25 protein-coding genes are annotated in these 26,445 nt (G+C 37.0%); 22 read left to right on the top strand and 3 right to left on the bottom strand.

What is annotated here, in order from left to right:
- Window positions 1–5: 5 nt before the first annotated feature.
- Both namA and GHC26_RS03720 read right to left on the bottom strand, forming a co-directional pair.
- The gene (namA, locus tag GHC26_RS03725) at window positions 6–1,022 is read right to left on the bottom strand and encodes an NADPH dehydrogenase NamA (protein ID WP_163969930.1); all 1,017 of its coding nucleotides are present in this window, start codon (window positions 1,020–1,022) and stop codon (window positions 6–8) included.
- Window positions 1,023–1,036: 14 nt separating this feature from the next.
- Entirely contained in the window at window positions 1,037–1,783 is a 747-nt protein-coding gene (locus GHC26_RS03720; RefSeq protein ID WP_163969929.1) for a glycerophosphodiester phosphodiesterase, read from the bottom strand.
- A gap of 68 nt (window positions 1,784–1,851) precedes the next feature.
- Here GHC26_RS03720 and GHC26_RS03715 point away from each other — a divergent pair, with 68 nt between their 5' ends.
- The 4 genes from GHC26_RS03715 to GHC26_RS03700 all read left to right on the top strand — a co-directional run bounded on the left by GHC26_RS03715 (window position 1,852) and on the right by GHC26_RS03700 (window position 7,688).
- Entirely contained in the window at window positions 1,852–3,483 is a 1,632-nt protein-coding gene (locus tag GHC26_RS03715; RefSeq protein ID WP_163969928.1) for a M20/M25/M40 family metallo-hydrolase, read from the top strand.
- A 77-nt stretch (window positions 3,484–3,560) separates the two neighbouring features.
- Complete coding sequence (locus GHC26_RS03710; RefSeq protein WP_163969927.1) at window positions 3,561–4,523, top strand: MBL fold metallo-hydrolase; 963 nt, start codon at window positions 3,561–3,563, stop codon at window positions 4,521–4,523.
- Window positions 4,510–5,307: an SDR family NAD(P)-dependent oxidoreductase gene (locus tag GHC26_RS03705; RefSeq protein WP_163969926.1), complete on the top strand. Its 798-nt coding sequence runs from the start codon at window positions 4,510–4,512 to the stop codon at window positions 5,305–5,307. The genes GHC26_RS03710 and GHC26_RS03705 overlap by 14 nt, the downstream gene beginning before the upstream one ends.
- 1,109 nt (window positions 5,308–6,416) lie before the next feature.
- Window positions 6,417–7,688, top strand: coding sequence for a Y-family DNA polymerase (locus GHC26_RS03700; protein ID WP_163969925.1), 1,272 nt, complete (start codon window positions 6,417–6,419; stop codon window positions 7,686–7,688).
- A 240-nt stretch (window positions 7,689–7,928) separates the two neighbouring features.
- On the opposite strand, the gene GHC26_RS03695 is transcribed toward GHC26_RS03700, so the two are convergent.
- Window positions 7,929–8,852, bottom strand: coding sequence for an aldo/keto reductase (locus GHC26_RS03695; RefSeq protein ID WP_163969924.1), 924 nt, complete (start codon window positions 8,850–8,852; stop codon window positions 7,929–7,931).
- A gap of 128 nt (window positions 8,853–8,980) precedes the next feature.
- Here GHC26_RS03695 and GHC26_RS03690 point away from each other — a divergent pair, with 128 nt between their 5' ends.
- From GHC26_RS03690 to lysA, 18 genes are all read left to right on the top strand, one after another.
- Window positions 8,981–9,526 (top strand): NUDIX domain-containing protein, encoded by a 546-nt coding sequence (locus GHC26_RS03690; RefSeq protein WP_163969923.1) that lies wholly within the window; start codon window positions 8,981–8,983, stop codon window positions 9,524–9,526.
- 6 nt (window positions 9,527–9,532) lie between these two features.
- Complete coding sequence (locus GHC26_RS03685; RefSeq protein ID WP_163969922.1) at window positions 9,533–10,702, top strand: endonuclease Q family protein; 1,170 nt, start codon at window positions 9,533–9,535, stop codon at window positions 10,700–10,702.
- 96 nt (window positions 10,703–10,798) lie between these two features.
- Entirely contained in the window at window positions 10,799–11,455 is a 657-nt protein-coding gene (gene spoIIM, locus GHC26_RS03680; protein ID WP_163969921.1) for a stage II sporulation protein M, read from the top strand.
- A 129-nt stretch (window positions 11,456–11,584) separates the two neighbouring features.
- Entirely contained in the window at window positions 11,585–12,040 is a 456-nt protein-coding gene (gene fur, locus GHC26_RS03675; RefSeq protein ID WP_163969920.1) for a ferric iron uptake transcriptional regulator, read from the top strand.
- A 614-nt stretch (window positions 12,041–12,654) separates the two neighbouring features.
- A complete protein-coding gene (locus GHC26_RS03670; RefSeq protein WP_163969919.1) occupies window positions 12,655–12,864 on the top strand; it encodes a YqzK family protein in 210 nt (69 codons plus the stop codon).
- Window positions 12,865–12,870: 6 nt separating this feature from the next.
- A complete protein-coding gene (gene xerD / locus GHC26_RS03665; protein ID WP_163969918.1) occupies window positions 12,871–13,764 on the top strand; it encodes a site-specific tyrosine recombinase XerD in 894 nt (297 codons plus the stop codon).
- 102 nt (window positions 13,765–13,866) lie between these two features.
- Window positions 13,867–15,045: a phosphopentomutase gene (deoB, locus tag GHC26_RS03660; RefSeq protein ID WP_163969917.1), complete on the top strand. Its 1,179-nt coding sequence runs from the start codon at window positions 13,867–13,869 to the stop codon at window positions 15,043–15,045.
- A gap of 19 nt (window positions 15,046–15,064) precedes the next feature.
- The gene (locus GHC26_RS03655) at window positions 15,065–15,889 is read left to right on the top strand and encodes a purine-nucleoside phosphorylase (RefSeq protein WP_163969916.1); all 825 of its coding nucleotides are present in this window, start codon (window positions 15,065–15,067) and stop codon (window positions 15,887–15,889) included.
- 14 nt (window positions 15,890–15,903) lie between these two features.
- Entirely contained in the window at window positions 15,904–17,208 is a 1,305-nt protein-coding gene (locus GHC26_RS03650) for a pyrimidine-nucleoside phosphorylase (RefSeq protein ID WP_163969915.1), read from the top strand.
- 862 nt (window positions 17,209–18,070) lie between these two features.
- Window positions 18,071–19,255: a D-alanyl-D-alanine carboxypeptidase family protein gene (locus tag GHC26_RS03645; RefSeq protein WP_163969914.1), complete on the top strand. Its 1,185-nt coding sequence runs from the start codon at window positions 18,071–18,073 to the stop codon at window positions 19,253–19,255.
- Window positions 19,256–19,361: 106 nt separating this feature from the next.
- Window positions 19,362–19,715 carry an anti-sigma F factor antagonist gene (spoIIAA, locus tag GHC26_RS03640; protein WP_163969913.1) on the top strand — a complete coding sequence of 118 codons (354 nt, stop codon included), beginning with the start codon at window positions 19,362–19,364 and terminating at the stop codon, window positions 19,713–19,715.
- The gene (gene spoIIAB / locus GHC26_RS03635) at window positions 19,712–20,152 is read left to right on the top strand and encodes an anti-sigma F factor (protein ID WP_163969912.1); all 441 of its coding nucleotides are present in this window, start codon (window positions 19,712–19,714) and stop codon (window positions 20,150–20,152) included. Before spoIIAA ends, spoIIAB begins: the two co-directional genes overlap by 4 nt.
- A gap of 8 nt (window positions 20,153–20,160) precedes the next feature.
- Window positions 20,161–20,928, top strand: coding sequence for an RNA polymerase sporulation sigma factor SigF (gene sigF, locus GHC26_RS03630; RefSeq protein ID WP_163969911.1), 768 nt, complete (start codon window positions 20,161–20,163; stop codon window positions 20,926–20,928).
- A gap of 840 nt (window positions 20,929–21,768) precedes the next feature.
- Window positions 21,769–22,374, top strand: a complete 606-nt coding sequence (locus tag GHC26_RS03625) for a stage V sporulation protein AA (protein WP_163969910.1) — start codon at window positions 21,769–21,771, stop codon at window positions 22,372–22,374.
- Window positions 22,364–22,792: a stage V sporulation protein AB gene (locus GHC26_RS03620; protein WP_163969909.1), complete on the top strand. Its 429-nt coding sequence runs from the start codon at window positions 22,364–22,366 to the stop codon at window positions 22,790–22,792. The genes GHC26_RS03625 and GHC26_RS03620 overlap by 11 nt, the downstream gene beginning before the upstream one ends.
- Window positions 22,793–22,841: 49 nt before the next feature.
- Window positions 22,842–24,335 (top strand): spore germination protein, encoded by a 1,494-nt coding sequence (locus GHC26_RS03615; RefSeq protein WP_226376839.1) that lies wholly within the window; start codon window positions 22,842–22,844, stop codon window positions 24,333–24,335.
- 332 nt (window positions 24,336–24,667) lie between these two features.
- Complete coding sequence (locus tag GHC26_RS16170) at window positions 24,668–24,871, top strand: group II intron maturase-specific domain-containing protein (protein ID WP_163970200.1); 204 nt, start codon at window positions 24,668–24,670, stop codon at window positions 24,869–24,871.
- Window positions 24,872–25,077: 206 nt separating this feature from the next.
- Window positions 25,078–26,382 (top strand): diaminopimelate decarboxylase, encoded by a 1,305-nt coding sequence (gene lysA, locus GHC26_RS03605; RefSeq protein ID WP_163969907.1) that lies wholly within the window; start codon window positions 25,078–25,080, stop codon window positions 26,380–26,382.
- The last annotated feature ends 63 nt before the right edge of the window (window positions 26,383–26,445 follow it).

Here is a 26,445-nt window from a genome sequence, read left to right as displayed (position 1 = left end):
TCCACTTATTTCCAGCCTCGTTTATATTGTGTTGGCGCTTCAAGCTCTATCCCCAATTCATCAGCAGCTGCTTTTGGCCAATAAGGGTTGCGAAGGAGGGACCTGCCAATAAAGACAAGATCTGCTCGTTCATTTTGGACAATCTCCTCTGCTTGGAGTCCACTTGTTATCAGGCCAACTGCACCTGTAGCAATGTTTGCCTCTTGTTTAATTGCTTCACAGCGTTTAAGCTGGTAACCAGGATAAGGATGAATTTTCGCTGGCACAACTCCTCCAGAACTACAGTCAATTAATGTAATCCCTTGCTCCTGCATTTTTGTAGAAAAATAAATAAAGTCATCTAATGTGTTTCCATCTTGATGGTATTCATCAGTAGAAATACGGACAAAAATAGGACCAGTCCATTCTGTTTGCACAGCTTCAATAATTTGTTTTAAGAATAAATAACGATTCTCACGAGTCCCACCATACTCATCTGAGCGTTTATTCGTTAACGGTGATAAGAATTGATTGATTAAATAGCCGTGGGCAGCATGAATTTCAATGATATCAAAGTCAGCTAATTTGGACCGTTTCGCAGCATCTTTAAATGCTTGAATCGTTGTTTGAATATCTTCTGTACTCATTTCTACTGGTGTTTTGAATTGATCATTAAATGGAACAGCAGATGGTGCATATATCGATGATTGAACCTGTGCTTTTCTTCCAGCATGGGCTAGCTGAATAGCCGTTTTTGCACCGTATGTATGCATTTCTTTATTTAGTTCTTTTAATCCTTCTACATGATCATCACTCCATATACCAAGGTCTTGGTGAGAAATTCTCCCTTCTGGTTGCACTGCTGCTGCTTCTGTCATAATTAATCCTGCTTGTCCAACTGCACGTGAAACATAATGGGTCATGTGAAACGGTGTTACCTTCCCATCCTCTTGCATACATGAATACATACACATTGGTGACATTACAATACGATTGTTAAGGGTCACTCCACCTAAGGTTACTGGTGTAAATAGTTTAGCCATTGTAACTCCTCCTCTTATAAAAATGTTTCGTAATAATGATAAAGCTCTCGGTATTGCATTCCTTTGTGTGGTAAATCTGTAAAAATACCATCACAACCAGTTTGGAAACACGTCATCATATGATTTGCTTTATTAACGGTATAAGCACGCACGGAAAGGTTTTTAGCATGAGATTGTTTCACTAGATTTTCCGTTATATATTTATGATTCATATGAAGTGAACTAGCACCTAGTTGTTTTGTAGCGTCTAGGATGTTTTTTGATCCTTTTTTGGTTAAAAAAGCAATATCCATTGTCTTTTGAAACGGTTTCATTCGTTTGATACTGTTAGGGTTAAATGATGATAGGATGGTATGGTCCTGTAACTTAAAATGCGTCACCATTTCATAGACAATCGATTCCAAGTGCTTATAATCTATCTTATTATTTTTTAACTCAATATTTAAATATAACGGCTTATCTTTGATCCATTTTAAAAATGTTTCTAATGTTGGGACCATACTTCCTTCAAATTTACGGTGAAACCATTTACCTGCATCGTATTGTTGTAGCTGCTTATAAGTTAAATCCTTAATAAAACCCTCCCCATTTGTCGTTCGATTAATTTTTTCATCATGCATTAATATCGGAACATTGTCTTTTGTTAATTGTACATCTGTTTCTATTCCTTCCGCACCATGTTGGTAAGCTAATTTAAATGCAACCATAGTATTTTCAGGTGCCAGTTTGCTTGCACCACGATGTGCTATAATAGTAGTCAATTATTTCACCTCATATCTGATTGTGTTTTATTTTCAAAAAAAAGTCAATTTCAATAGGAGGAATGGGAATGACAAGTTGGCAAACGAAAGAAGGATTAATTCATTTAGTCTGCGATCTTGTTCATCACCAAAGTATAACTGGAAGTAATGCCGAAATTGCTATCGCTGAATACCTGCATCATTTATTGGCACAAAAAACGTATTTTCAAGAATACCCAGATCATTTGAGCTTACATCCATTGGAGGACGGGAGAAGATTTCTAACAGCTTTTGTAAGAGGGCAAAAGCAAGTTGACGATACAGTCGTGTTACTAAGCCATTTTGATGTGGTGAATGTGGAAGACTATGGGTCATTAGAAAACCTTGCCTTTTATCCACGTGAACTTACACAAGAATTAGCTAAATCGATTGACAGACTGCCGCAATCTATTCAAAACGATCTGCAATCAGGTGATTGGCTATTTGGTAGGGGAACGATGGATATGAAAGCGGGTATCGCTCTCCATTTAGCAATGTTGGAAAAAGCAATGGACGGAGAATTTGATGGTAACATTTTAATGGTTTCTGTTCCAGATGAGGAAGCCAATTCACAAGGTATGCTAGCAGCCCTGCCTATACTCCAACAATTAAAAGAAGAGGAATCACTTCATTATAAAGCGTGTCTAAATGCCGAGCCAATGTTTCAAAAGTACCCTGGGGACCCTCATCATTATATTTATGCTGGATCAATTGGAAAGGTGTTACCTGGTTTTTATTGTTATGGGAAAGAAACACATGTTGGGGATCCGTTTTCTGGTATAAATCCCAACTTAATGCTAAGTTTTTTAAGCCAACAGCTTGAGTTGAATGAAGCTTTCATCGAGAAGGTTGATGATGAAGTAACACCACCACCAGTTAGTTTGATGCATCGGGATTTAAAGGGTGAGTATTCAGTACAAACACCGCATGCAGCTGTTTCGATGTATAATGTACTCTATTTAAAACAATCATTTAATCAAATAAATGAAAAACTTATGCACCATGTTCAAATAGCAGCTCATGAAATAGAACGTTATGTACAGGAAAAGGCGACTAATTTTAGTAAGGTTGCAACTGATTTTCAAGGGCTAAATCCAACCATACGTGTTTTGCAGTATAAAGATTTATATGAGGAAGCAGTAAAACGACATGGAGAAAAAGAGGTTAGAAGACGTCAAAATCTATTAGTGAGTCAACGGGAACAGGGAGACCGTGACTTTTCCACTCTACTAGTACAAGATCTCGCATCGATGTGTAAGGATTTAGCACCAATGATTGTGTTATTTTATAGTCCACCTTTTTATCAAGCAGTATCTTCTTACAATGATCCTGTGATTAAAAGCGTGTTGGAAAAAGTGAAGGATTTTACCCAAGATCAGTATGCTGTCGATTTAACAATTGCTGAATATTTTACAGGGTTATCGGATCTAAGTTATATCGGACCGGTAGTGAAGAAAAGTACTTTACGTGGATTAACCGCTAACATGCCATTACAGCATAACGGATTTGAATTCCCAGAATTTGTTATGGAACAACTGACAATGCCTGTATTAAATATTGGACCATTAGGGAAGGATCCGCACCAGTGGACAGAACGGTTAGAATTAACATATAGTTTTGATTATTTACCTTCTATTTTATCAGAAGCAATATCACAACTATTTTCAAAGGACGATTTGTAGCTGAGGTGACATTTCGGGGGTAAGGGTGTAAAATGAAAAGAAAATGAATGGACGTTCATTCTTGGAGGATTACAGAGATGCAAGTACTAGACAAAACAGTTAGCCAACTTACTATTCCAACCCCTTTTGCAGTTGGGGATACACATATTTATGTAATAAAAGGGGATACATTAACATTAGTGGATGCTGGTGTTAAAACAAAAGAGGCGTGGGAGGCATTACAATTTCAGTTAAAGGAAATTGGTTATCACCCAAACGATATTGAACAAATTATTTTAACCCACCATCACCCTGATCACATTGGGTTAATAGAACAATTTCCACGTGTACAGGAACTAATCGGACATAAACATGTTGATGTATGGTTAAAACGTGATGAAATGTTCTTCCAGCACTATAAAGAATTTTATAAAGCCTATTTTATATCGTGTGGTGTACCAGAAACATTTTATCCACTTTTGGAGCAACTACCTAAGCTATTACACTTTGCTGGTGAGGGAGCATTAACGCAAACGATTGATGAAGGTGATTTGTTACCAGGGCACCCTGATTGGCAGGTCATAGAAACAAAAGGGCATGCTCAAACCCATTTATCTTTCTATCGGCAGCATGACCACATATTCATTGGTGGAGATCATTTACTCCATCATATATCGCCCAATCCAATCATTGAACCACCTTATGAAGAAGAAATGGAACGTGCTAGACCTCTTCTACAATATCGTCGGAACTTAACAAAGTGTTTAGCACTAGGTATTCAAACCGTACTTCCAGGACATGGCATTATTTTCTCTGATGTGGAAGATGTTATTATGAAGCGGTTTCAAAAACAAGAAGCACGTGCGGAAAAGGTACTGCAAATTTTACGAGGGAATGAGCTTACCCCTTTTCAAGTCTGTCAACAGTTGTTTCCGAGAAAATATGAAAAACAATTAGATTTAACACTCTCAGAAACGATAGGTCAGTTAGATTACCTGGAAAGTGAAGGGGCTATTCAGAAAAATGTGAAGAATGGTATTGATTTTTATGCACAAACGTAGATTAGAAGGAAAAAAGATCATTATTACAGGAGCCTCTAGTGGAATAGGGGAAAGACTTAGCTGGCATATTGCAAATCAGGGTGGAATTCCCCTTATGTTAGCCCGTTCTATTGATAAATTAGAAGCCCAACAAGAGCTTATCCATCGGGAACTTGATGTCATGGGTTTTATTTATCAGGTGGATTTGCAACAGAAGCAGGGCCTAGAATATGTTTTTCATCAGTTAGTAGAGGAACATGGACAAATTGACGGACTAATTAATAATGCTGGTATTGGTATTTTTGATTATGTAAAAAATATGAACTTACCGGATATAGAGCAAATGTTCCAACTGAATGTTTATGCTTTAATGCATGGGACGGTAAAATTATTACCGCATTTCATGACACAAAAGGAAGCACATATAGTAAATGTTGCTTCACAGGCAGGAAAAATGGCTACACCAAAGTCGGCTGTTTACGCCTCCACGAAACATGCTGTACTAGGGTTTACGAATGCACTTCGTTTAGAATTAGTTGATTATCCTATTTATGTGACAGCCGTTAATTTAGGACCAGTACAAACAAATTTTTTCACAAATGCTGATCCTAGTGGGAAATATCAACAAAATGTTGCACGTTACATGCTGGATGCAGATACAGTCGCAAGGAAGGTTGCTGCACATTTGTTCACGAAAAAACGTGAAATCAACTTACCATGGTGGATGGAGATTGGAAGTAAGTTATACCATCTCTTTCCAACGGGATTGGAACGGTTATTAAAAAAACAATTTAATAAAAAGTGATCAGTATTTAACAGAAAATGAAAGTAGGTCACTTAGGGGTGAATTTGTGTGTGCTTCTGAGTTGAACTGCTTTCTTTGTGTATGTTGCTATTGATTTAAAATGAACGTAAATACCGCGCTCCAAAAATCAACTACATATGTTACATCACAATATAGGAGCTACTACATTAAGATTCATATTCAAAAGCAACAATCTTTTTAAAAGGCTGTTTTCTAAAAGATTGTTGCTTTTTTCAAGTATAAATCATAATGCATAGTTGATGTATTATGCGTAGTAACTGTTTAGCATGGCTTCCTTCATCCTTTATAAAGTGAGTGCTATACCCACGCTGTGGAAAACACTCGCTTTCACCATGGGCACAAGGGCAACATCTGTTCAAACTCCCAACGGTCGTTTTCACAGTGTTTTCTTTCCCTCGGGGAACGCTTCAGCCTCCTCGCGAGCCATGTCTAGATTCAGCGCCTACCCCCTCGAGGTCTTAAGTCAATCCTCTCTGTGGAACAAAACGCCACGCCGAGGCTCGGCTTAAGCTTGGCAGATAAGAAAAACTTTCTTACTGCATAAGTGCAACTAAGGCTTTCGCCATTTGGCGAAAAGCCAAGTTTTCTAATCGGGGGTGATCAAGGCGCTTTCTCTTTTCTACTAAAAAGCGCTCGCTGTGGGGTCTTCAGACTGCTCCTTTTCCCGTAGGAGTCTCGCATTTTCCACAGCTTCGAATAGTTTTCTAAATTAAAAAGACGCAATATTGACAATGTCTATCATTCGCTTCGATCAACTGTTATATTGTCAATAGTAATGATTAAATTGAGTGCAGCATAACTTAGCGGAGGAAAAACACTCTCCCGCGGTAAAGTAGACACTGTGAAAACGAACAGTTTGAACAGATGTCGCATTTATGCCCCTGGTGAAAGCGTAGTGTTTTTCCGTAGCGAGGCTATGTGCATATCCTAACTACTGCACATTATATAGATTATGCGTCGTAGAAAACAACAAAGTATGCGAAAAGAGCCTTTTAAAATCACTGACTCCTTTTATTTGGGAAAAATTACACTTGATAACCGAACGTATATTCGTTTATCATACATAATAACAGAAAGGAGTCGTTCGGATGAATCCTAAAATAGATTACAGTATGTTTAAAAACCGTCATATTCTGTGTGTTGATATGAAAAGCTTTTACGCTAGCTGTGCAGCATTAGTGGAAGGGTTAGATCCATTAACAGCACATTTAGCGGTTGTAGCGGATACTAATCGGCAAGGAAGTGTTGTATTAGCAGCAACACCAGCATTAAAACGGGATTTTGGGATTCGAACCGGAAGTCGGTTATTTGAAATTCCTAATGACCCAAAAATTACTGTCGTTTCTGCGCAAATGAATTTATACTTACACGTTTCCACTGAAATCACACGTTTATTTCACAAATATGTCCCAAAGGAATCTATTCATACGTACAGTGTTGATGAAAGTTTTTTAGAGGTAGATGGTACGACAAAGCTATGGGGAACTGCAGAAGAGGTGGCAAAACTTATTTTAGATGAATTAAAAGATACGTTTGGGTTAACTGCTGCCATCGGTATTGGACCAAATATGCTAATCGCTAAATTATGTTTAGATTTGGAGGCTAAAAAAAGTGGGATTGCACGTTGGACATATGAAGACATCCCGACTAAATTATGGCCTGTAACCCCGTTATCTAACATGTGGGGAATTGGTTCAAGATTGGAAAAACGGCTGAATCACATGGGAATCACGACAGTTGGCCAATTAGCCAATTATTCGTTAGAACGGCTGGAAAAGACATTTGGCGTAATGGGAAATCAGTTATATTATCATGCACACGGAGTTGATTTATCAGAACTTGGTGCTCCTATATTAGAAGGCCAAATCAGTTATGGGAAAAGTCAAATTCTGCTCCGTGATTATCCTGATCCAGAAGAGGTTTCCTATGTCATCCTGGAGATGTGTGAAGAGGTAGGAAAAAGAGCACGTGCTAATCGTAAAGCAGGTCGTACAGTCAGTCTAGGGATTGGCTATAGTAAGGATGAGGAGGGAGGTGGCTTTCACCGCTCCATCACGGTAGAAACACCTACAAATATTACGATGGAAATTTATGATGCTTGTATGCATTTATTTGCCAAATTTTATCAACAGAAAACCGTTCGTAAAATTTCTATATCATTAGAAAACATTTGTGACGATCAGCATGTACAATTGAATTTATTTGAAAAAAACCGTATACGGGAGCAAAAACTTGGCTATGTGATGGATGCCGTTCGTGATAAATATGGAAAAGATGCTCTGTTGCGTGCTGTTTCCTATACACCTGCTGGGACAGCCTTACAACGAAGTAAACTAGTTGGCGGACATTATGCAGAGTAAAAGGAGGCATTTAATAGGCTGCCTCCTCTGCACAGAATATTGGAATACATTTTTAATCGTAATTGATGCAAATTGTGACATAACTGAGAATCTTTGATTTCACTCTGGGCAGTCACTTTTATCATGAGCACTTATGCCCCTGGTGAAAGCGAAGTGTATTTTCGGAGTGGTATTACATAAACTATGACACAATCTAAAAGTATAGCAACATACAATGCGAAACGTGTCTTGCACAATAATTTAATCACGGTGTTTGGTATAGTAATTTGGTTTTGTAATAGATTGTAGTCGATGAAACGTTTCATCATCTAACATATCAGCCAGATTAAAATCAGTATTAGCTTTTACTTGATCGATCGAGCTTGCACCAAACACAGCACTTGCAACAGCGGGATGCTTTAGTACATATTTTAATGCCAGTTCATTTAAGGTTGCTGTATCGCCAGTAAAGTCTTGCAGCTCTTGATGTATTTGCTTTAGCTCTTCATAAGAATAATCAAGAAAACCGTCTTTTCCTTTTGATTCAATTTGTTTTAAAGCGTTATTACTAACCATTCCTTTAGCAAGTGGTCCACGCGCAAGTACACTAATTTCGTTTGCATGTAATAGATCCAATATTTCCTCTTCTGGTCGTCTGTCTAATAAACTATATTGCATCATAACAGCATCAATATTCGACCGATTCACATATTCTTTAATGACATTTGGTCGAATTGATGAGATGCCATATGCACGAATCATGCCCTTCTGTTTTAATCTTTCCATCGTTTCAATTACCTCATCAATTGGATCCTCAATTGTACCGCCATGTAACATATAAAAATCAATATAATCTGTTTGTAAGCGACGTAAACTATCCTGTAATCCTTGTTCAATATGCTCCTTAGATGGATCCCAAAACCAGTCTTTTGTATCTTTATTAAAGTGATTGCCGACTTTGGTTGTAAGGATAATGTCATTTCGTTTCTGTTGGATTGCTTTTCCGACAATTTCTTCATTAACTCCAAAATCGTATAGATCTGCAGTATCGAGATGATTTATTCCTGCATCTAGTGCTCTCTCAATGATAGTGGTTGCCGTTTTTTCATTTGTACCAAGTGACATACAGCCAAGTGTTAATGCTGAAATATGAAGGTCAGACTTTCCGAGCTTACTTTTTAGCATACAAGACTACTCCTTTTTTACATTCTTTTGTACTTTCATTGTAGGAATAGCACATCCTGAATACAACTAATTCACAATCGATGCTACAATAGAGCCACATAAAGTGCATGAAAAAAGGGTGAATATAAATGAAAAAATTTGAGGAAAAGACATTATATACAGAAACGGTTTACAATGGTAAAGTAGTGAAATTGCAAGTCGATGATGTCGAATTACCAGATGGAAAAACAGCAAAGCGTGAAATTATTAAGCATCCTGGTGCAGTTGCTGTTATTCCGATAACAGCAGATAATAAAATTGTATTCGTGGAACAATACCGTAAACCTTTAGAGAAATCTATCATTGAAATCCCTGCTGGAAAGTTGGAAAAAGGGGAGGAACCAGAAGTAACAGCGATGAGAGAGTTAGAGGAGGAAACAGGTTATACGACTAATCACTTACAATTTGTTGCTTCTTTTTATACCTCACCAGGCTTTGCAGATGAGCTAATGTATATTTATTTAACGGATCAATTAGAACTTCTAGAAGAAAAGGTAGCAGGCGATGAAGATGAATTTGTGGAGTTACGAGAATTATCTTTGGAAGAAGCGAAAGAATATGTAAAAACAAATCGCATTCATGATGCGAAAACGAATTTTGCGGTATTATATTTAGAATCAATGGAAAGGAAGTAGATTAGGGTGCAATCTTACTTTGCGGATATGCATATTCATATTGGCCGGGATATATATGATAAACCAGTGAAAATTACAGGTGCAAAAAGCTTAACCTTAACTAATATTTTAAAAGAAGCTAGCAGGAATAAAGGAATCCATTTAGTTGGTGTCATCGATAGTCATGCACCTGCTGTTCAAACTGAAATAAAGCATTTGATGGATGCTGGTAAAGCGAAAGAATTGTATGACGGTGGAATTAAATTTGAACAAGTAACATTACTATTAGGGTCTGAAATTGAAGTGTATGATGACAATTGTCAAGGTCCAATTCATGTATTATGTTATTTCCCGTCACTTCATACGATGGAAAAATTTTCCCAATGGTTGACAACAAAGATGAAAAATATAACATTAAGCTCCCAGCGTTATTACGGGACCGCAAAAGAGTTACAGTTTAAAGTAAAAGAATTAGAAGGTATTTTCATCCCTGCACATGTTTTTACACCATTTAAGAGCATGTACGGTAAAGGGGTACGTACTTCCATGAAGGAAGTGTTTGATACCGATTTAATAGATGCAATAGAGCTGGGATTGAGTGCGGATACCTATATGGCTGACCAAATCGCAGAACTACATGACTATACATATTTAACTAATTCAGATGCACATTCTTTGCCAAAAATTGCACGAGAGTATCAAGAACTTCAAATGGATACACCTTCGTTTAAGGAATTTAATTGGGCCTTGCATCATGTAGATGATCGAAAAGTGTTACGTAATTTCGGCATGAATCCGCAGTTAGGAAAATACCATATAACTGTATGTAATCACTGTTTTCAAGCTCTTTCAACAGTGGTGAAAAAATGTCCAACTTGTGGATCGACGAAAATTATTAAAGGTGTCGCTGATCGAATTGGAGAACTTAGTAACGCAACACCAAATAGAAAAAAACGCCCTCCTTATCTATATCAAGTACCATTAGAATATTTACCATCACTTGGACCAAAGACATTTCAAAAGTTATTAGACCATTTTCAAACAGAAATGAATGTCATCCATCATGCTTCATTTGATCAATTAAGAGAAATAGTCCCAGAGAAACTAGCTAGGTCTATTATAGAAATGAGAAAAGGCAAATTGTCAATTAAGGCAGGCGGAGGAGGTAAGTACGGAAGTATACAGACTACCAAATAAAATAGTAATAAAGAAACAACTATTAATTGGCATGTTTTCTAGGAATCCTTCATAGATTTTACTATAAGCTAATGAATCGTGAAATGGAGGATTCCGATGTACCATAAAAGAAAAACGTTCGTATTGGATCATGTAAAAGACCATGCAGCAATCTATTCATTTATGATTATTTTGTTTTTAACTGGCGTTATTTTTGGAGCGATCATTGTAAATAGTATGACCTTCGTGCAAAAACAAGATTTATTTTTTTATTTGGAGCGTTTTTTTGGTCAGATCTCAGATGGCCAAACCATTGAAAATAGTACGATCTTTAAAGAAAGCTTTTTCTATCATGTAAAGTATTTATTACTTTTATTTGTATTAGGGTTATCAGTGATCGGCCTGCCAATAGTATGGATTTTATTGTTTTCAAAGGGACTCGTAATTGGGTTTTCTGTGGGCTTTATTGTAAATCAACTAGCATCACAAGATCTATTTCTTCAGGGATTATTTCTATCGTCTCTATCTATTGCACCACAAAATCTAGTCATTATTCCTATTTATTTGGTTGCCGGTAGTTTATCAATGATTTTTTCACTTACCCTTTTACGTAAATTATTTAGTCGAACTGTATCGTTTCCGATTTTACAACCGCTTGGTAAATATGCGATGGTATTTACGGTTTTAATTGGCCTTTCTTTCATACCTGCACTGTTAGAAGCATTTGTAGCAAATGAAGCAATGGAGTCAATGATTCGATCTTATTATGAGTAATCCCTTGATTATATTATAATGATTATAATATAATAATTCTTATCAATAAAACATGAGATCAATTATACTTTGACAGTTATTTCATGTGTGCCTATAATAAAGATGGGGATATGAGGGAGGAGACTTGCCATGGAACATCGGATTGATCGGATAAAAAAACAGCTCCATGCACAGAGCTATAAGCTAACTCCACAAAGGGAAGCTACGGTTAGAGTGTTGTTAGAACGGGAAGAAGACCATTTAAGTGCGGAGGATGTTTATCTGCTCGTTAAAGAGAAATCACCGGAAATTGGCCTTGCAACTGTTTATCGTACGTTAGAATTGTTATCAGAATTAAAAATAGTTGATAAAATTAATTTTGGTGATGGTGTTTCCCGGTATGATCTACGAAAGGAAGGCGCAGAACATTTTCATCATCATTTAGTTTGTATTGAATGTGGTTCGGTGGAAGAAATCATTGATGATTTATTGGAAGATGTAGAGCGAATTGTTGAGAAGGATTGGGGATTTCGAGTGAAAGATCACCGATTAACTTTTCATGGCGTTTGTAAACAATGTCAAGATGTGGCAGTGAAAACCAAATAGATAGAAATAACAGCCTTTTTTCTAAGATGAAGAAAGGCTTTTTAATTTAAGTAACTCTTAATTAATTAGGCTATTTTCTAAAGGCTGTTTTCTGAAGGATTGTTGCTTTTTAAGTATAAATCTTAATGCACAGTTGATATATTATACGCAGTAACTTACCATTCAGGCATACGAATCTTAATAAAGAAAAGGTGATCTATACTGCGTCGTACAGGATAGGTACTAATCCAGCACTGCCTTAAAGCGGAGTATTCTGCCCTAACGAATCAAAGCACTCAATCATCATGAATGAGTAAAAATTGACTGTACGGAGTAGAAATGAACATAGCAGATACATCGTACTATAAGTCAACTCTGATGGTGTAAAAACAACAAAAAATGCAAAAAGAGCTATTAACAAGAAACAATATGGAAGTTTTTTGAAAGTCTTTGGGTTTTTATTTACAAATAGATGGAAATACGATACGTTTATGATGTGGTATTGGTAGGATGCTATATTACTAGATTTTAAAGACTCGTTTATTATCTCTCAAATCTGCACAACTATGTATATTATCATCCTTTTTTGGCATATCTTTTAATAGGATGCCATTTGTAAAGGGAGATATGCAGATATGGGAAAACTAGTATGGGACATGCTAAAAGTATTTGTAATATTTGTGGCGTGTACACTGTTATTTTACTTTGGATTGCGTACAATGCATGCAGAGTATGAACAATATCATCGTTACGATGCACCAGAAGGTAATTCTGTTAAAGTGTTTAATGCAGAAGATCAGCATTTTATTGATCGGTTAAATTTATTCTTTCGATTAGGGGAGTAATGTGATATGCTCACAACAGCATTAGAAGACTTTTTCCATTATTTACAAGTGGAAAGGGGTCTTTCCGACAATACACTTCAATCCTATAAACGTGATTTGAAGCAATATAAACAATATATCGAGAAAGTGGAACAAAAATCGAATTGGGATGCCGTTGTGAGACAGGACATTATTGGATTTTTGTATATGCTAAAAGATAGTGGAAAGTCATCTTCAACTATTGCACGTGCTATTTCATCTATACGGTCTTTCCATCAATTTTTATTTCGTGAACAAATCGTTTCCTTTGATGCTAGTTTACATATAGAAACACCGAAAAAAGAGAGAAAATTACCAGATGTTTTGTCGGCAAAAGAAGTGGATGCATTGTTAAATATCCCATGTAAAGATCCACTAAGCTATCGAAATAAAGCAATGCTTGAGTTATTATATGCTACTGGCTTGCGTGTTACAGAATTAATATCCTTAAACGTAAGTGATCTACATCTAACGATGGGATTTGTTCGTTGCTTTGGAAAAGGATCAAGAGAAAGAATCGTTCCATTAGGAGATGTAGCAAAAAAAGCAGTAGAAGATTATTTACAATTGGGACGAAACAGTTTGGTCAAAAAACAACGAAATGAAAATAACTTATTTGTAAATCAACATGGGAGACCACTATCAAGGCAAGGGTTTTGGAAGATTTTAAAAGCAATTGCTTCAGAAGCAGGCATTCAAAAGAAAATAACACCACATACGCTAAGACACTCATTCGCAACTCATCTTTTAGAAAATGGGGCGGATTTACGTGCTGTCCAAGAGATGCTTGGACATGCCGATATTTCCACTACACAAGTATATACACATGTAACCAAAACTAGATTAAAAGATATGTATCAAACTTATCATCCACGTGCTTAATATGTATTTCTAATCAGTCGTCTGACATCATACAACACATAAACTAGAATAAGGACATATTACATAAGAAAATTGGAAACCTATCTACAGGAGGTATGAAACATGAATAATTTTAAGCGTGTTTTCTTAATTGTAATGGACTCAGTGGGCATTGGCGAGGCCCCTGATGCGGAGAAGTTTAATGATAAAGGAGCTGACACATTAGGCCATATAGCTGATCATATGAATGGGCTTCACATGCCAAATATGGCGAAACTAGGCCTAAGTAATATAAGGGAAATTAAAGGAATTGAAAAAGCAGCTTCGCCAAAGGCATACTTCACGAAGATGCAAGAAGCATCAAATGGAAAAGATACGATGACAGGTCATTGGGAAATTATGGGCTTAAATATTCAACAGCCTTTCCGTACATTTCCAGATGGTTTTCCAGATGCTTTAATACAGGAATTAGAACAGAAAACAGGTCGAACAGTAATTGGAAATAAACCAGCATCTGGAACGGCTATTGTAGAGGAGTTAGGTGAGGAACATATGAATACGGGAGCATTAATTGTATATACATCTGCTGATTCCGTTCTACAAATTGCAGCTCATGAAGAGATTATTCCAATTGATGAACAATACCGTATTTGTGAAATCGCTAGAGAATTAACATTGGATGAAAAATACATGGTAGGTCGTGTGATTGCTAGACCTTTTGTTGGTGAACCTGGTGCCTTCGAACGGACTTCAAATCGACATGACTATGCCTTGAAACCGTTTGGTCGCACGGTCATGAATGAGTTAAAAGATGAACAGTATGATGTCATTGCACTTGGGAAAATATCTGATATATACGATGGAGAAGGGGTTACAGAGGCAGTACGAACTGTAGACAATGAGGATGGCATGACAAAGGTAGTAGAATCCACCAAGCAAGATTTTCATGGTCTAAGTTTTTTAAACCTCGTTGATTTTGATGCAAAGTATGGCCATCGTCGTGATCCAGAAGGGTATGGAAAAGCATTAGAAGATTTTGATAAAAGACTTCCAGAGGTACTCAATGAATTAAAAGATGATGACTTATTAATCATTACAGCTGATCATGGCAATGATCCAGTCCATCATGGAACAGATCATACTAGAGAATATGTACCATTGCTCGTCTATCATAATGGTATTGGACAAGGACGCGAGCTACCCTTAAAAGAAACGTTTGCCGATATTGGAGCAACGATTGCAGATAATTTTAGTGTCAAAATGCCAGAACATGGGAAAAGTTTCTTGAAAGAAATTTTATAAAAGAGAAAGGGAGAGTGACATGCAGCGTAATGAAATCGTAGAAGCAACGGATAAGATTAAAGAAAACATAACGGAAACCCCGTCTATTGGGTTAATATTAGGATCTGGATTAGGTGTATTAGCCGACAAAATTGAAAATGCTGTGACAATACCCTATAAAACGATTCCCCATTTTCCAGAATCAACCGTTTCTGGTCATAAAGGTCAATTAGTAGTAGGAAAGTTAGAAGGAAAACAAGTTATAGCGATGCAGGGTCGTTTTCATTTTTATGAAGGTTACACCATGAAGCAAGTCACATTTCCAGTTCGTGTTATGAAAGCGTTAGGGATCGATTCCTTAATTGTTACAAATGCGGCTGGTGGTATCAATGAGAATTTTCAACCAGGTGATTTAATGCTCATTACAGATCACATCAATAATTTAGGCGATAATCCATTGCTTGGGCCAAATGATGACGAATTAGGGGTTCGATTTCCTGATATGTCTCATGCCTATGATCGGGATTATATTGAACATGCCGAAAAATGCGCAAGCGAACTGAATTTATCGATACAGAAAGGTGTATACGTTGCGAATACTGGTCCAGTATATGAAACCCCAGCCGAAGTGAAAATGTTACGTACATTCGGTGGGGATGCTGTAGGTATGTCTACTGTACCAGAAGTTATTGTTGCAAATCATGCAGGTTTGCGTGTTTTGGGGGTTTCCTGTATTTCCAATATGGCGGCAGGAATTCTAGATCAACCGTTAACACATCATGAAGTAATCGAAACGACAGAAAAAGTAAAAGAGAACTTTTTGAAGTTTATTGGAAAAATAATAGCAACGCTACCTAATGATTAGTGAGGTGATCACGAATGCGAATGTACGATATAATTGAAAAAAAGCGTGATGGACAAGCCCTATCAGAAGAAGAAATTCGCTTTTTTGTTAATGGATATACAAATGGGGATATTCCAGATTACCAGGTAAGTGCTTTGTTAATGGCGATTTATTTTCGAGATATGACAGAACAAGAACGGGCTTTGCTAACAAGTGCAATGGTGGACTCTGGAGACACAATTGATCTTTCAGCTATCATGGGAATAAAAGTCGATAAACATTCTACAGGCGGTGTGGGGGATACAACCACGTTAATCCTAGCTCCACTTGTTGCTTCCGTTGGTGTCCCTGTTGCAAAAATGAGTGGACGTGGTTTAGGCCATACTGGTGGTACCATCGATAAATTGGAAGCAGTTCCTGGGTTTCATGTTGAAATTACGAATGATCAATTTATTGAGCTTGTTAACAAAAATAAAGTAGCCGTAGTTGGTCAGTCTGGCAATTTAACTCCTGCTGATAAAAAGTTATATAGTTTGCGGGATGTAACCGCAACTGTAAATTCAATTCCATTAATAGCTAGTTCGATTATGAGTAAGAAAATTGCTTCAGGAGCAGATGCGATTGTTTTAGATGTGAAAACAGGTGCAGGTGCTTTTATGAAATCCTATGATGAAGCAAAAGAATTGGCAAAAGCAATGGTCTCTATTGGGAATCGTGTAGGAAGGAACACAATGGCGGTCATTTCAGATATGAGTCAACCACTTGGAAATGCTATTGGGAATGCATTAGAAGTAGAAGAAGCTATTGATACACTAAAAGGAAACGGACCAGAAGATTTAACAGAGCTATGCTTAACATTGGGTTCTCAAATGGTTGTATTAGCTAATAAGGCTGCCACAGTTGAGGAAGCCCGTTCCATACTAGAAGAGAATATTTCAAATGGAAGGGCGTTTGAGCAGTTTAAAACATTCCTAGAATCTCAGGGGGGAAATAGTGAAATCGCAGACGATCCTACGTTACTACCAAAGGCTTCATACACCATTGAACTTCCAGCTAAATCGTCAGGCTATGTAGATGAAATTGTTGCAGATGATATTGGCACAGCGGCTATGATGCTTGGTGCAGGAAGAGCAACAAAAGAGTCGGAAATTGATTTAGCGGTAGGAATTGTCCTCCATAAAAAAATTGGAGATCCAGTGCAAGAAGGAGAAGCATTAGCTACCATTCATACAAACAAGGAAGCAATCGATGAAGTTAAGGCCAAATTATATGAAAGTATCACCATTTCGGGTGAGACTGTAAAAGCACCGACCTTAATATACGATACCATTACAGAGTAAACATTCAATTTAGCAAAAAGTACGTAGAATTGTTCTGTGTACTTTTTTACTAGGCTCTTTTCGCATACTTTGTCGTTTTCTATTGAACATAATCCATATAATGCGCAGTAAGTTAAGGCGATGTTTAGCACGTTTACCCGTTCCGGAAATACACTTCGCTTTCCGCGGGTGGCTGTTGAGCCTCCTCGAGCTTTCGCTCTGCGGGGTCTCATCTAGGCCATTCTTCCCGCAGGAGTCTCCGTGTATTTCCTCCACTGATATGATCAATATTTCCTATTATATATATTGTATTTTACGATAATTAATTGGAGCGTAGGACAGTCGACTCCTGCAGGAAAAGCACGTGTCCGAAGACTTGAGCAGGAAGTGGTTTTCTTCCGATGTCTAGCTACAGCGCCTACCCCCTCGAGGTCTTAAGTCAATCCTCTTTGTGGCAAAAAGCGCCACACCGAGGCTCGGCTTAAGCTTGGCAGATAAGAAAAACTTTCTTACTGCATAAGTGCAACTAAGGCTTTCGCCACTCGGCGACAAGCCAAGTTTTCTAATCGGGGGTGACCAAGGCACTTACGCTTTTCTATAGAGGAGGCTGAGGCCGTGCCTGCGGTAAAGTAGACACTGTGAAAACGAACAGTTTGAACAGATGTCGCACTTATGCCCCTGGTGAAAGCGTAGTGTATTTCCGTAGCGGTATTCATAGATAAAACTATTGCGCATAATCCATCTTATATGCACGACGTTTTCCAATTAGAAAGCTTTTAGAAAACAGCCTTTTACTAAGTAGGAAAGGTTTTCTAATTTCCGCGTTATAAAGTCCAATAATCATGGCAATACTAACATTATATTGATTGTTGGAGGTAAAACTATGAAAAAAAACATGTTGTTAACTAGTATTATCTTTACATTACTATTTGTCTTTACCACACCAGTGTTTGGTGAGGAAGAAGGTTCCAATGATTCTAACGATTCACCAGATCTCGCACCAGACGCTAAGTCAGCAATCTTAATGGAACGAGATACAGGGGAGGTCATCTTTGATAAAAATGTTGATGAAAAACTTCCACCTGCAAGCATGACTAAGATTATGACCCTATTATTGATTATGGAAGCACTAGAAGAGGAAAAACTGAAGCTTGATGAAACGGTTCGAGTTAGTGAACGTGCCGCATCAATGGGCGGATCACAAATATTTTTAGAAGCTGGTGAGGAAATGACGGTTGAGGAGCTTCTAAAAGGTGTAGCAATTGCTTCTGGTAATGATGCAAGTGTTGCCTTAGCTGAACGAATCGCAGGTAGTGAAGAGGCATTTGTTGAGCAAATGAATGAAAAAGTAAAGGAATTAAAATTAGAAAATACACACTTTCAAAATTCAACTGGATTACCAGCAGATAATCATTACAGTACCGCTTATGATATGGCGGTAATGGCAAAAGAATTATTAAAATACGAAACAATAACGGAATATACCTCTATTTATGAAGATTATTTACGAGAAGGTGAAGAAGATGAATTCTGGTTAGTCAATACCAATAAACTAGTTCGTTTCTATGATGGTGTAGATGGATTAAAAACAGGGTATACCGATGAAGCCAAATATTGTCTAACTGCAACCGCAGAAAAAGATGATATGCGAGTAATTTCTGTTGTTATGGGTGCGGAAACGACAAAGCAGCGAAATGGAAATATCTCTAATATGCTCGATTATGCCTTTAACCATTTTGATACGAAGAAATTATTTGAAAAGGGAGAGACGATAACGGAATTACAATTTTTACAAGCAGAACAACAGAAAATTAATGTTGTGACATCTGAATCAGTTAGTACGATCCACTCAAAAGGAGAATCACCAGAAGACATCTCAACAAATGTTCAAATTGATGAAGAGATTGTTTTTCCAATGAAAAAAGGAGATCAAATCGGTACACTTCAAGTGAAAATGGGAGATAAAGTTGTTACCGATACACCATTAATTGTTAGTCATGATGTAGATGAGGCATCTTTCTTAACCTATTTGAAACGTACTTTAGGTGAAATGGCGAAACATCGCTAAATTTCACGATTTCAGGCGAAGTTCTTCTAGTTTTGTCATGAAGCAGGAATATACCCCCTTCATCACGAATTACGTGAATAGAAAGATATGTAGGGAGGAAACGCAAATGGGTCTACAAACTATTTTTGATGTTAGGAAAGATGTTTTAGTTGTCCGTTTGTCTGGTGAGCTAGACCATCATGAATCAGAAGCACTACGGGATGAATGGAAAGAAACAATGTATAAAAACCCAGTGAAGCATGTCATTTTAAATCTGGAAGAAGTTACATTTATGGATAGTTCAGGATTAGGTGTTGTTTTAGGTAGATATAAAGAGGTTTTACAATTAGGAGGAGAAATGGTCGTCTGCTCGGTTTCTCCTCCAATTAAACGATTGTTTGAGATGTCTGGTTTATTTAAGATTGTACGAGAAGAAGAAACAGAGGACTACGCATTAGAAACGTTGGGGGTGGCTTCATGAAAAACGAAATGCATGTCGAGTTTTCAAGTGTAAGTCAGAATGAATCATTTGCTAGGGTGACGGTAGCCTCATTTGTTTCACAATTAGATCCAACGATGGAGGAGTTAACAGAAATTAAAACAGTTGTATCTGAGGCAGTAACAAACGCTATTATTCATGGATATAATAACGAGCCCCATCACATTGTCTCTATTTCTTGTGTACTATACGATGGTGAAGTAGATATTACGATAAAAGATTCTGGTATAGGAATCCCTAATATTGATGAGGCTAGACAACCATTGTATACGTCGAAACCAGACCTAGAAAGATCTGGAATGGGTTTTACCATCATTGAAAATTTTATGGATTCCGTAGAGATCATCTCGATTCAAGGTGAAGGTACGACTGTTCATATGAGAAAACAATTATCAAAATCAAAAACGGTAAGTAAGTAGGCATGCCTATGGATGTTAATGTGAAACAGGAGCATCATAGTAGCCAGAATGAAACCTTGACAGATGATCAAGTAAAGGAATTAATTAAGAAGAGTCAGAATGGAGATAAACAGGCTAGAGATAAATTGGTAGAAAAGAATATACGGCTTGTTTGGTCTGTTGTGCAACGGTTTATGAATCGTGGATATGATCCAGATGATCTTTTTCAAATTGGCAGTATCGGTTTAATTAAGTCCATTGATAAATTTGACTTATCTTATGATGTTCGCTTCTCAACATATGCCGTTCCAATGATCATTGGTGAAATTCAACGCTTTATACGTGATGATGGCAGTTTAAAAGTAAGTCGGTCACTTAAGGAAGTTGGAAACAAAATCCGCAAAAAAAAGGATGAGTTGACGAAACAACTTGGCCGATCACCTACTGTTAATGAAATTGCGGAGTCATTAGATATTTTACCTGAAGAGGTTGTTCATGCTGAAGAAGCAGCAAAATCACCTCACTCCATTCATGAGACTGTATTTGAAAATGATGGCGACCCAATTACATTAATCGATCAAATCGCAGATACCGATACGAAATGGTTTGATAAAATTAGTTTACAGGAAGCTATTCGAGGGTTAACTGAACGAGAACGTTTAATTGTGTATCTGCGGTATTATAAAGACAAGACACAATCAGAAGTTGCGGAGCGGTTAGGAATATCACAGGTACAAGTATCTAGACTAGAAAAGAAAATATTAGAGGATATTAAATTAAAAATGGATCAAGTCTAATAAAAATCACCACTTCATGTGGTGATTTTTTTAATTAAAGCCTTTTTCTAATGGCACTTTTCGAATACTTTGTTGTTTTTTACTGTACATAATCTATATAATGCGCAATAAAAGGTGCCATTGATTTCCGCTTCGGACAGTCGCTTTCACCACGGGCATAAGTGCGACATCTGTTCAAACTTTACGTTTTCACAGTGTCTTCTTTACCGCAGGCACGGCCTCAGCCTCCTCTATAGAAAAGCGTAAGTGCCTTGGTCACCCCCGATTAGAAAACTTGGCTTGTCGCCGAGTGGCGAAAGCCTTAGTTGCACTTATGAAGTAAGAAAGTTTTTCTTATCTGCCAAGCTTAAGCCGAGCCTCGGTGTGGCGCTTTTTGCCACAAAGAGGATTGACTTAAGACCTCGAGGGGGCAGGCGCTGTAGCTAGACATCGGAACAAAACCACTTCCTGCTCAGGTCTGGACACGTGCTTTTCCTGCAGGAGTCGACTGTCCTACGCTCCAATCAACTATTGTATTAGCATTAATGATGATATTAATAAGAAATAGAACACGAACACGAGCTAGCGTAGGAAAAACACGGAGACTCCTGCGGGAAGTAGGAGATCGGTGAGACCCCACAGGGCGATAGCCCGAGGAGGCTTACCACTCCCCCGCGGAAAGCGAAGTGTTTTTCCGTAGAAGTATTCATAAGCTAAACTACTGCGCATAATACATCTTATATGCATGACGTTTCGAACTAGAAAGCTACAATCCTTTTAAAAAAACCACCTTAAAAAATGCTGATAAAAATAATGGTTTTAACCAATACTAATTACAAACAGTGTAAAGGATGGATCCACATGAAAGAAATAGTTTATTTACGTATGAAAAAGAATGTGGAGCAACAAAAATATGAAAGCTTAACCCTTAAGGATCTAGCCTTCATCTCAACAACATCCTTGCAAAAAGAAGAATTGGAAAAAACACCAATTTATCGGGTCTCAAAAAAGGACAAAAATATTGTCGTTATCGATAGTTTTTTAATAATTGACCATTTAAATCGTTTATTTCCAAATATCGAAATACAATTAGTAGGTCCCCCACACACCGTTGTACGAATCAATCGAACGAAGAAAAATGCTTCCATCTTACTTGTATCCGCTGTGTGGTTACTTTTATTTATTGGGGCTGCTATGACCATTATGAATTTCCATTATGATGTCAGTATGCAAGAAGTCCAGCAAAAGCTTCATTATATTTTAACCGGAAAAGAGGAAGAATTTCCATTATGGATTCAAATACCATATTCTTTAGGACTTGGACTTGGAATGGTTCTGTTTTTTAATCATTGGTTTAAAAAACGTATTAATGAAGAGCCGAGTCCATTAGAAGTTGAGATTTTTAACTACCAGCAAAACTTAGACCAATACTTAACCCATTATGAAAATAGGATAAATGATAAGTAATTTTCTTATAATCGGAGTGGAAATAGTAGTCGGTTTCGCTGGTGGTCTTGCGGTGGGCGCTGGATTTGTTGCATTTTTAACATTGTTAGGGATTATTCCTCGATTAATACAATTAACAAGATCAGAAGCATATATCAAAGTTTATACTGCGTGCATCATAATAGGTTCCATATTTGGAACGTTTTTATCTTTTACGAATGTTACATGGAATCATCCTGAATTACTATTAATAATTTGGGGTGTGCTTCATGGTATTTTTAATGGGATGCTTGCTGCAGCCTTAACAGAAGTGATAAATGTTTTTCCAATTTTATCGAAACGAATTGGAATAGACGACAAAATAGTCTGGTTATTTATGGCTATTGTATTCGGAAAAATCACTGGTTCTCTATTTCAGTGGACATTTTTTGTCCGATAATTTACTCAAAATTACGCTTGTATTTTAGTTTGTGAAGATGGAGTGTGTTATGTTGAGACGAAAAAAAACAAAAAGCACAGCAATTTCTCCAACCATTCAAGAAAACAAAGCATATATGCAGGAACGAGTAGGACTAGATGTTTCCTTTGATGTTGGTTCTCGAGAATTGACTGTTTTAAAGAAAAAAATACACCTATATTATTTAACTGGTTTGTGTGATTCTGCGATTATTGTAGAATTAATGGAAAAATTAATTGAAATTAATGACCATGAATCGAACTCAAAAAAATTACCAGAAATTCTAGAAAATCGTTTAGTACATCAACAAGTTAATGCCATTGAATCAATGGATGAAGCAGTAGATCAAATGCTTTCTGGTTTAATTATTGTTTTTGTTGATGGAGAAAAACAAGCATTTGTTGTTGATGTAAGGAGTTATCCAGGTCGTAGTCCAGAGGAGCCAGATACAGAGCATGTTGTCCGTGGTTCCCGTGACGGATATACGGAAAATATTATTGAAAACACTGCTTTAACAAGAAGAAGGATTCGAGATGAACGATTACGTCATGAGATGCTTAAAGTAGGAGAGCGTTCAAAAACAGACGTTTGTCTAAGCTATGTTAGTGATATTGCCGATGATGGCTTGGTTCAATTAATAAAGGAAGAAATTGAATCGATCGAAATTGATGGGATTGCGATGGCAGATAAAACGTTGGATGAATTTCTGGTTCAGCGTGGATGGAACCCATTTCCGTTTGTAAGATACACGGAAAGACCTGATGTTGCTGCGAATCATTTATTGGAAGGACATGTTTTGATTATTGTGGATACATCACCGAGTGTCATTATTTTACCAACTACTTATTTTCATCATTTACAACATGCAGAAGAATTTCGTCAAGCACCTGCTATAGGTACATTTATTAGATGGACAAGGTTTCTAGCTATTTTAGCATCCATGTTTTTATTACCATTATGGCTTTTATTTACAATGGAGCCTTCTTTATTACCGCAACCATTATCGTTCATTGGACCAAACGACGAGGGAAATATACCAATCGTCATACAACTTATATTAGCGGATTTGGGAATCGAATTCCTACGTATGGCGGCGATCCATACACCTACCCCATTAGCAACATCAATGGGCTTAATTGCAGCCGTATTAATTGGTGAAATTGCAATTCAGGTAGGTATGCTTAGCCCAGAAGCTATTTTATATATAGCGATAAGTGCAATTGGAACGTATGTAACACCTAGTTATGAGTTAAGTGTTGCAAATCGTTTGGTTCGTATCATCCTTCTTATTGTGACAGGGCTATTTGGCATATACGGCTTTCTAATTGGTGTTACTATATACTTTCTGTTTTTAGCAAGCTTAAAGTCTTTAAAAACACCATATTTATGGCCGTTTTTGCCATTTAACGCAAAAGCATTTCTACACATTTTAATTCGTATTCCCGTACCTCTGTCCAATAGCAGACCAAGTATTGTTCACCCTAAGAACAATTATAGTCAGCCTTCCAAAAAGAAGGGTTTATAGCTTTTTTCCAAGCTATAAACCCTTTTTAAAAAGATGAGTGCCCAACAAGCGTTGATTGCTAATTGGTGAAAGTCCAATCCAAGTAAGTGCCAAGACGATCGGTAACTGACGAGCAACTGGTGGAGAAACCTTAAGGTTGAAGCCTGGTGACAAAGTAACTCTTGAAAGAGTGCGAGCAACTTAGCAGGTCGTAACATGAAGTGAATCTTGCAGCCTTGTCAATTACAACCCTCTAGGAGGAATAAGGGAAGTCGAAACATCTTCTATTTCATGCATCATGTTCCGAGTAAGAAAGCAATGAAGAAAATGAGAAAGAAAATAAAAGACTATACATCCCACGACATAAATTACATGTAGATATAGGAGATCTCATAGAAGGATTAAACCGCAAATTACAAGGGTTTAAAAACTACTATCAACTTTCACCTATGTCCAAACGGTGGTTAAACCGTATAGATTGGTATGTATTACAATGTCTCAATATCTTTCGCAACAATAAGAAGAATAGACGATACAAACATGCTTATTTAAAATAAAAATGATCTTTTTACATCCGTGCATTTAAACTAGAGTAAGGCAGAAGTAATAATCTTTTCCAAAGCAGTCAAATATTGGTCTTTCACACTTTATGACAAAATTCTTTTGTTTTTTTATTCAATGTGATAAAGTGTTTGTATTATTTGAACTGCATTTGTTATGATAGCGAAAATGCAGCTTGACGATAGACGGAGGAGTTAAGGTTATGTTAGAGAACCACCCATTTAAAGTAAATGATAAAGGCCATTTAACAGTAGGCGGTCTTGATACCATTAATTTGGCGCGTGATTTTGGTACACCACTATATGTATATGATGTAAATATAATCCGAAAAAATTGTCGTTCCTTTGTAGATCCCTTTAAGAAATTAAATGTGAAAGCACAAGTTGCCTATGCAAGTAAAGCATTTTCTTCTATTGCAATGGTTCAAATAGCAGACCAGGAAGGCTTAAGCTTAGATGTTGTATCTGAAGGAGAGCTTTTTACAGCGCTTCAAGCAGATTTTCCTACTGAAAAAATTCATTTACATGGAAACAATAAAAGCTATGAAGAACTTAAAATGGCAGTTGAAAATAATATTGGTTGTATTGTAGTTGATAATTTTCTAGAAATAGAAATGCTACAACAGCTACTCGAAAAATATAACAAGAAAATGGATGTATTAATACGTGTTACACCAGGAATTGAATCAAAAACTCATCATTATATTATGACAGGAAACGAGGATTCCAAGTTCGGATTTAATTTAAATAATGGTCAGGCAGATGAAGCATTCCAAAAACTACGAAATCAAAAACATATTCATTTTAAAGGGTTGCATAGTCATATCGGATCACAAATATTCGAGACTGATCGTTTTGTTAAAGCAACGGAGAGTTTATTTGAAAAGTTAGGTGAATGGAAAGAACAAACTGGCTTTATACCAGAAGTATTAAATTTAGGTGGTGGTTTTGGAATTCGTTATACGGGAGATGATCAACCACTACCATACAATAAGTACGTTGAAGCGTTGGTTGAAAATGTACAAAATTATTCCCGTATGATTGATATTCCAATACCAGAAATTTGGATTGAGCCAGGACGTTCTATTGTTGGAAATGCTGGAATCACTTTATACACAATAGGAGCTAAAAAGCATATACCTGATGTACGCACTTATATTTCGGTGAATGGTGGTATGACAGATAATTTACGGCCTGCTTTATATGAGGCAAAATATGAAGGTGTTTTAGCTAATAAGGCAGATCAACCTAACACGGAAGTAGTCTCAGTCGCTGGGAAAGCCTGTGAATCAGGGGATATGCTCATTTGGGATTTACCAGTTCCTTCTGTCGATAGTGGTGATATACTTGCAGTCTTCTCTACAGGAGCTTATGGATATTCGATGGCAAGTCATTATAATCGATTTCCAAAAGCATCTGTCGTTTTTGTAGAAAATGGACAAGCAAAAGAAGTAGTTCGCCGTGAGACATATAAAGATGTCGTGCAAAATGACTTATCTTATTTGTAATGGTTTTATTACAGAGAAGTTCATGATATGATAAACTATGATTTTATATAAAGGAGCAACAGC

The organism is Oceanobacillus halotolerans, from assembly GCF_010993955.1.
In the GTDB taxonomy this organism is placed as follows: Bacteria; Bacillota; Bacilli; order Bacillales; family Amphibacillaceae; genus Oceanibacillus_A; species Oceanibacillus_A halotolerans.
The sequence above is the reverse complement of the archived record's forward strand: the minus strand, read 5'-3'. Positions and strand labels throughout refer to the sequence as shown.

Excerpts from the sequence above, each read along its gene's own strand:
- namA (WP_163969930.1), bottom strand. The coding sequence starts at position 1,022 with ATGGCTAAACTATTTACACCAGTAACCTTAGGTGGAGTGACCCTTAAC.
- GHC26_RS03715 (WP_163969928.1), top strand. The coding sequence starts at position 1,852 with ATGACAAGTTGGCAAACGAAAGAAGGATTAATTCATTTAGTCTGCGAT.
- GHC26_RS03710 (WP_163969927.1), top strand. The coding sequence starts at position 3,561 with ATGCAAGTACTAGACAAAACAGTTAGCCAACTTACTATTCCAACCCCT.
- GHC26_RS03705 (WP_163969926.1), top strand. The coding sequence starts at position 4,510 with ATGCACAAACGTAGATTAGAAGGAAAAAAGATCATTATTACAGGAGCC.
- GHC26_RS03700 (WP_163969925.1), top strand. The coding sequence starts at position 6,417 with ATGAATCCTAAAATAGATTACAGTATGTTTAAAAACCGTCATATTCTG.
- GHC26_RS03695 (WP_163969924.1), bottom strand. The coding sequence starts at position 8,852 with ATGCTAAAAAGTAAGCTCGGAAAGTCTGACCTTCATATTTCAGCATTA.
- GHC26_RS03690 (WP_163969923.1), top strand. The coding sequence starts at position 8,981 with ATGAAAAAATTTGAGGAAAAGACATTATATACAGAAACGGTTTACAAT.
- spoIIM (WP_163969921.1), top strand. The coding sequence starts at position 10,799 with ATGTACCATAAAAGAAAAACGTTCGTATTGGATCATGTAAAAGACCAT.
- fur (WP_163969920.1), top strand. The coding sequence starts at position 11,585 with ATGGAACATCGGATTGATCGGATAAAAAAACAGCTCCATGCACAGAGC.
- GHC26_RS03670 (WP_163969919.1), top strand. The coding sequence starts at position 12,655 with ATGGGAAAACTAGTATGGGACATGCTAAAAGTATTTGTAATATTTGTG.
- xerD (WP_163969918.1), top strand. The coding sequence starts at position 12,871 with ATGCTCACAACAGCATTAGAAGACTTTTTCCATTATTTACAAGTGGAA.
- deoB (WP_163969917.1), top strand. The coding sequence starts at position 13,867 with ATGAATAATTTTAAGCGTGTTTTCTTAATTGTAATGGACTCAGTGGGC.
- GHC26_RS03655 (WP_163969916.1), top strand. The coding sequence starts at position 15,065 with ATGCAGCGTAATGAAATCGTAGAAGCAACGGATAAGATTAAAGAAAAC.
- GHC26_RS03650 (WP_163969915.1), top strand. The coding sequence starts at position 15,904 with ATGCGAATGTACGATATAATTGAAAAAAAGCGTGATGGACAAGCCCTA.
- GHC26_RS03645 (WP_163969914.1), top strand. The coding sequence starts at position 18,071 with ATGAAAAAAAACATGTTGTTAACTAGTATTATCTTTACATTACTATTT.
- spoIIAA (WP_163969913.1), top strand. The coding sequence starts at position 19,362 with ATGGGTCTACAAACTATTTTTGATGTTAGGAAAGATGTTTTAGTTGTC.
- spoIIAB (WP_163969912.1), top strand. The coding sequence starts at position 19,712 with ATGAAAAACGAAATGCATGTCGAGTTTTCAAGTGTAAGTCAGAATGAA.
- sigF (WP_163969911.1), top strand. The coding sequence starts at position 20,161 with ATGGATGTTAATGTGAAACAGGAGCATCATAGTAGCCAGAATGAAACC.
- GHC26_RS03625 (WP_163969910.1), top strand. The coding sequence starts at position 21,769 with ATGAAAGAAATAGTTTATTTACGTATGAAAAAGAATGTGGAGCAACAA.
- GHC26_RS03620 (WP_163969909.1), top strand. The coding sequence starts at position 22,364 with ATGATAAGTAATTTTCTTATAATCGGAGTGGAAATAGTAGTCGGTTTC.
- GHC26_RS03615 (WP_226376839.1), top strand. The coding sequence starts at position 22,842 with ATGTTGAGACGAAAAAAAACAAAAAGCACAGCAATTTCTCCAACCATT.
- lysA (WP_163969907.1), top strand. The coding sequence starts at position 25,078 with ATGTTAGAGAACCACCCATTTAAAGTAAATGATAAAGGCCATTTAACA.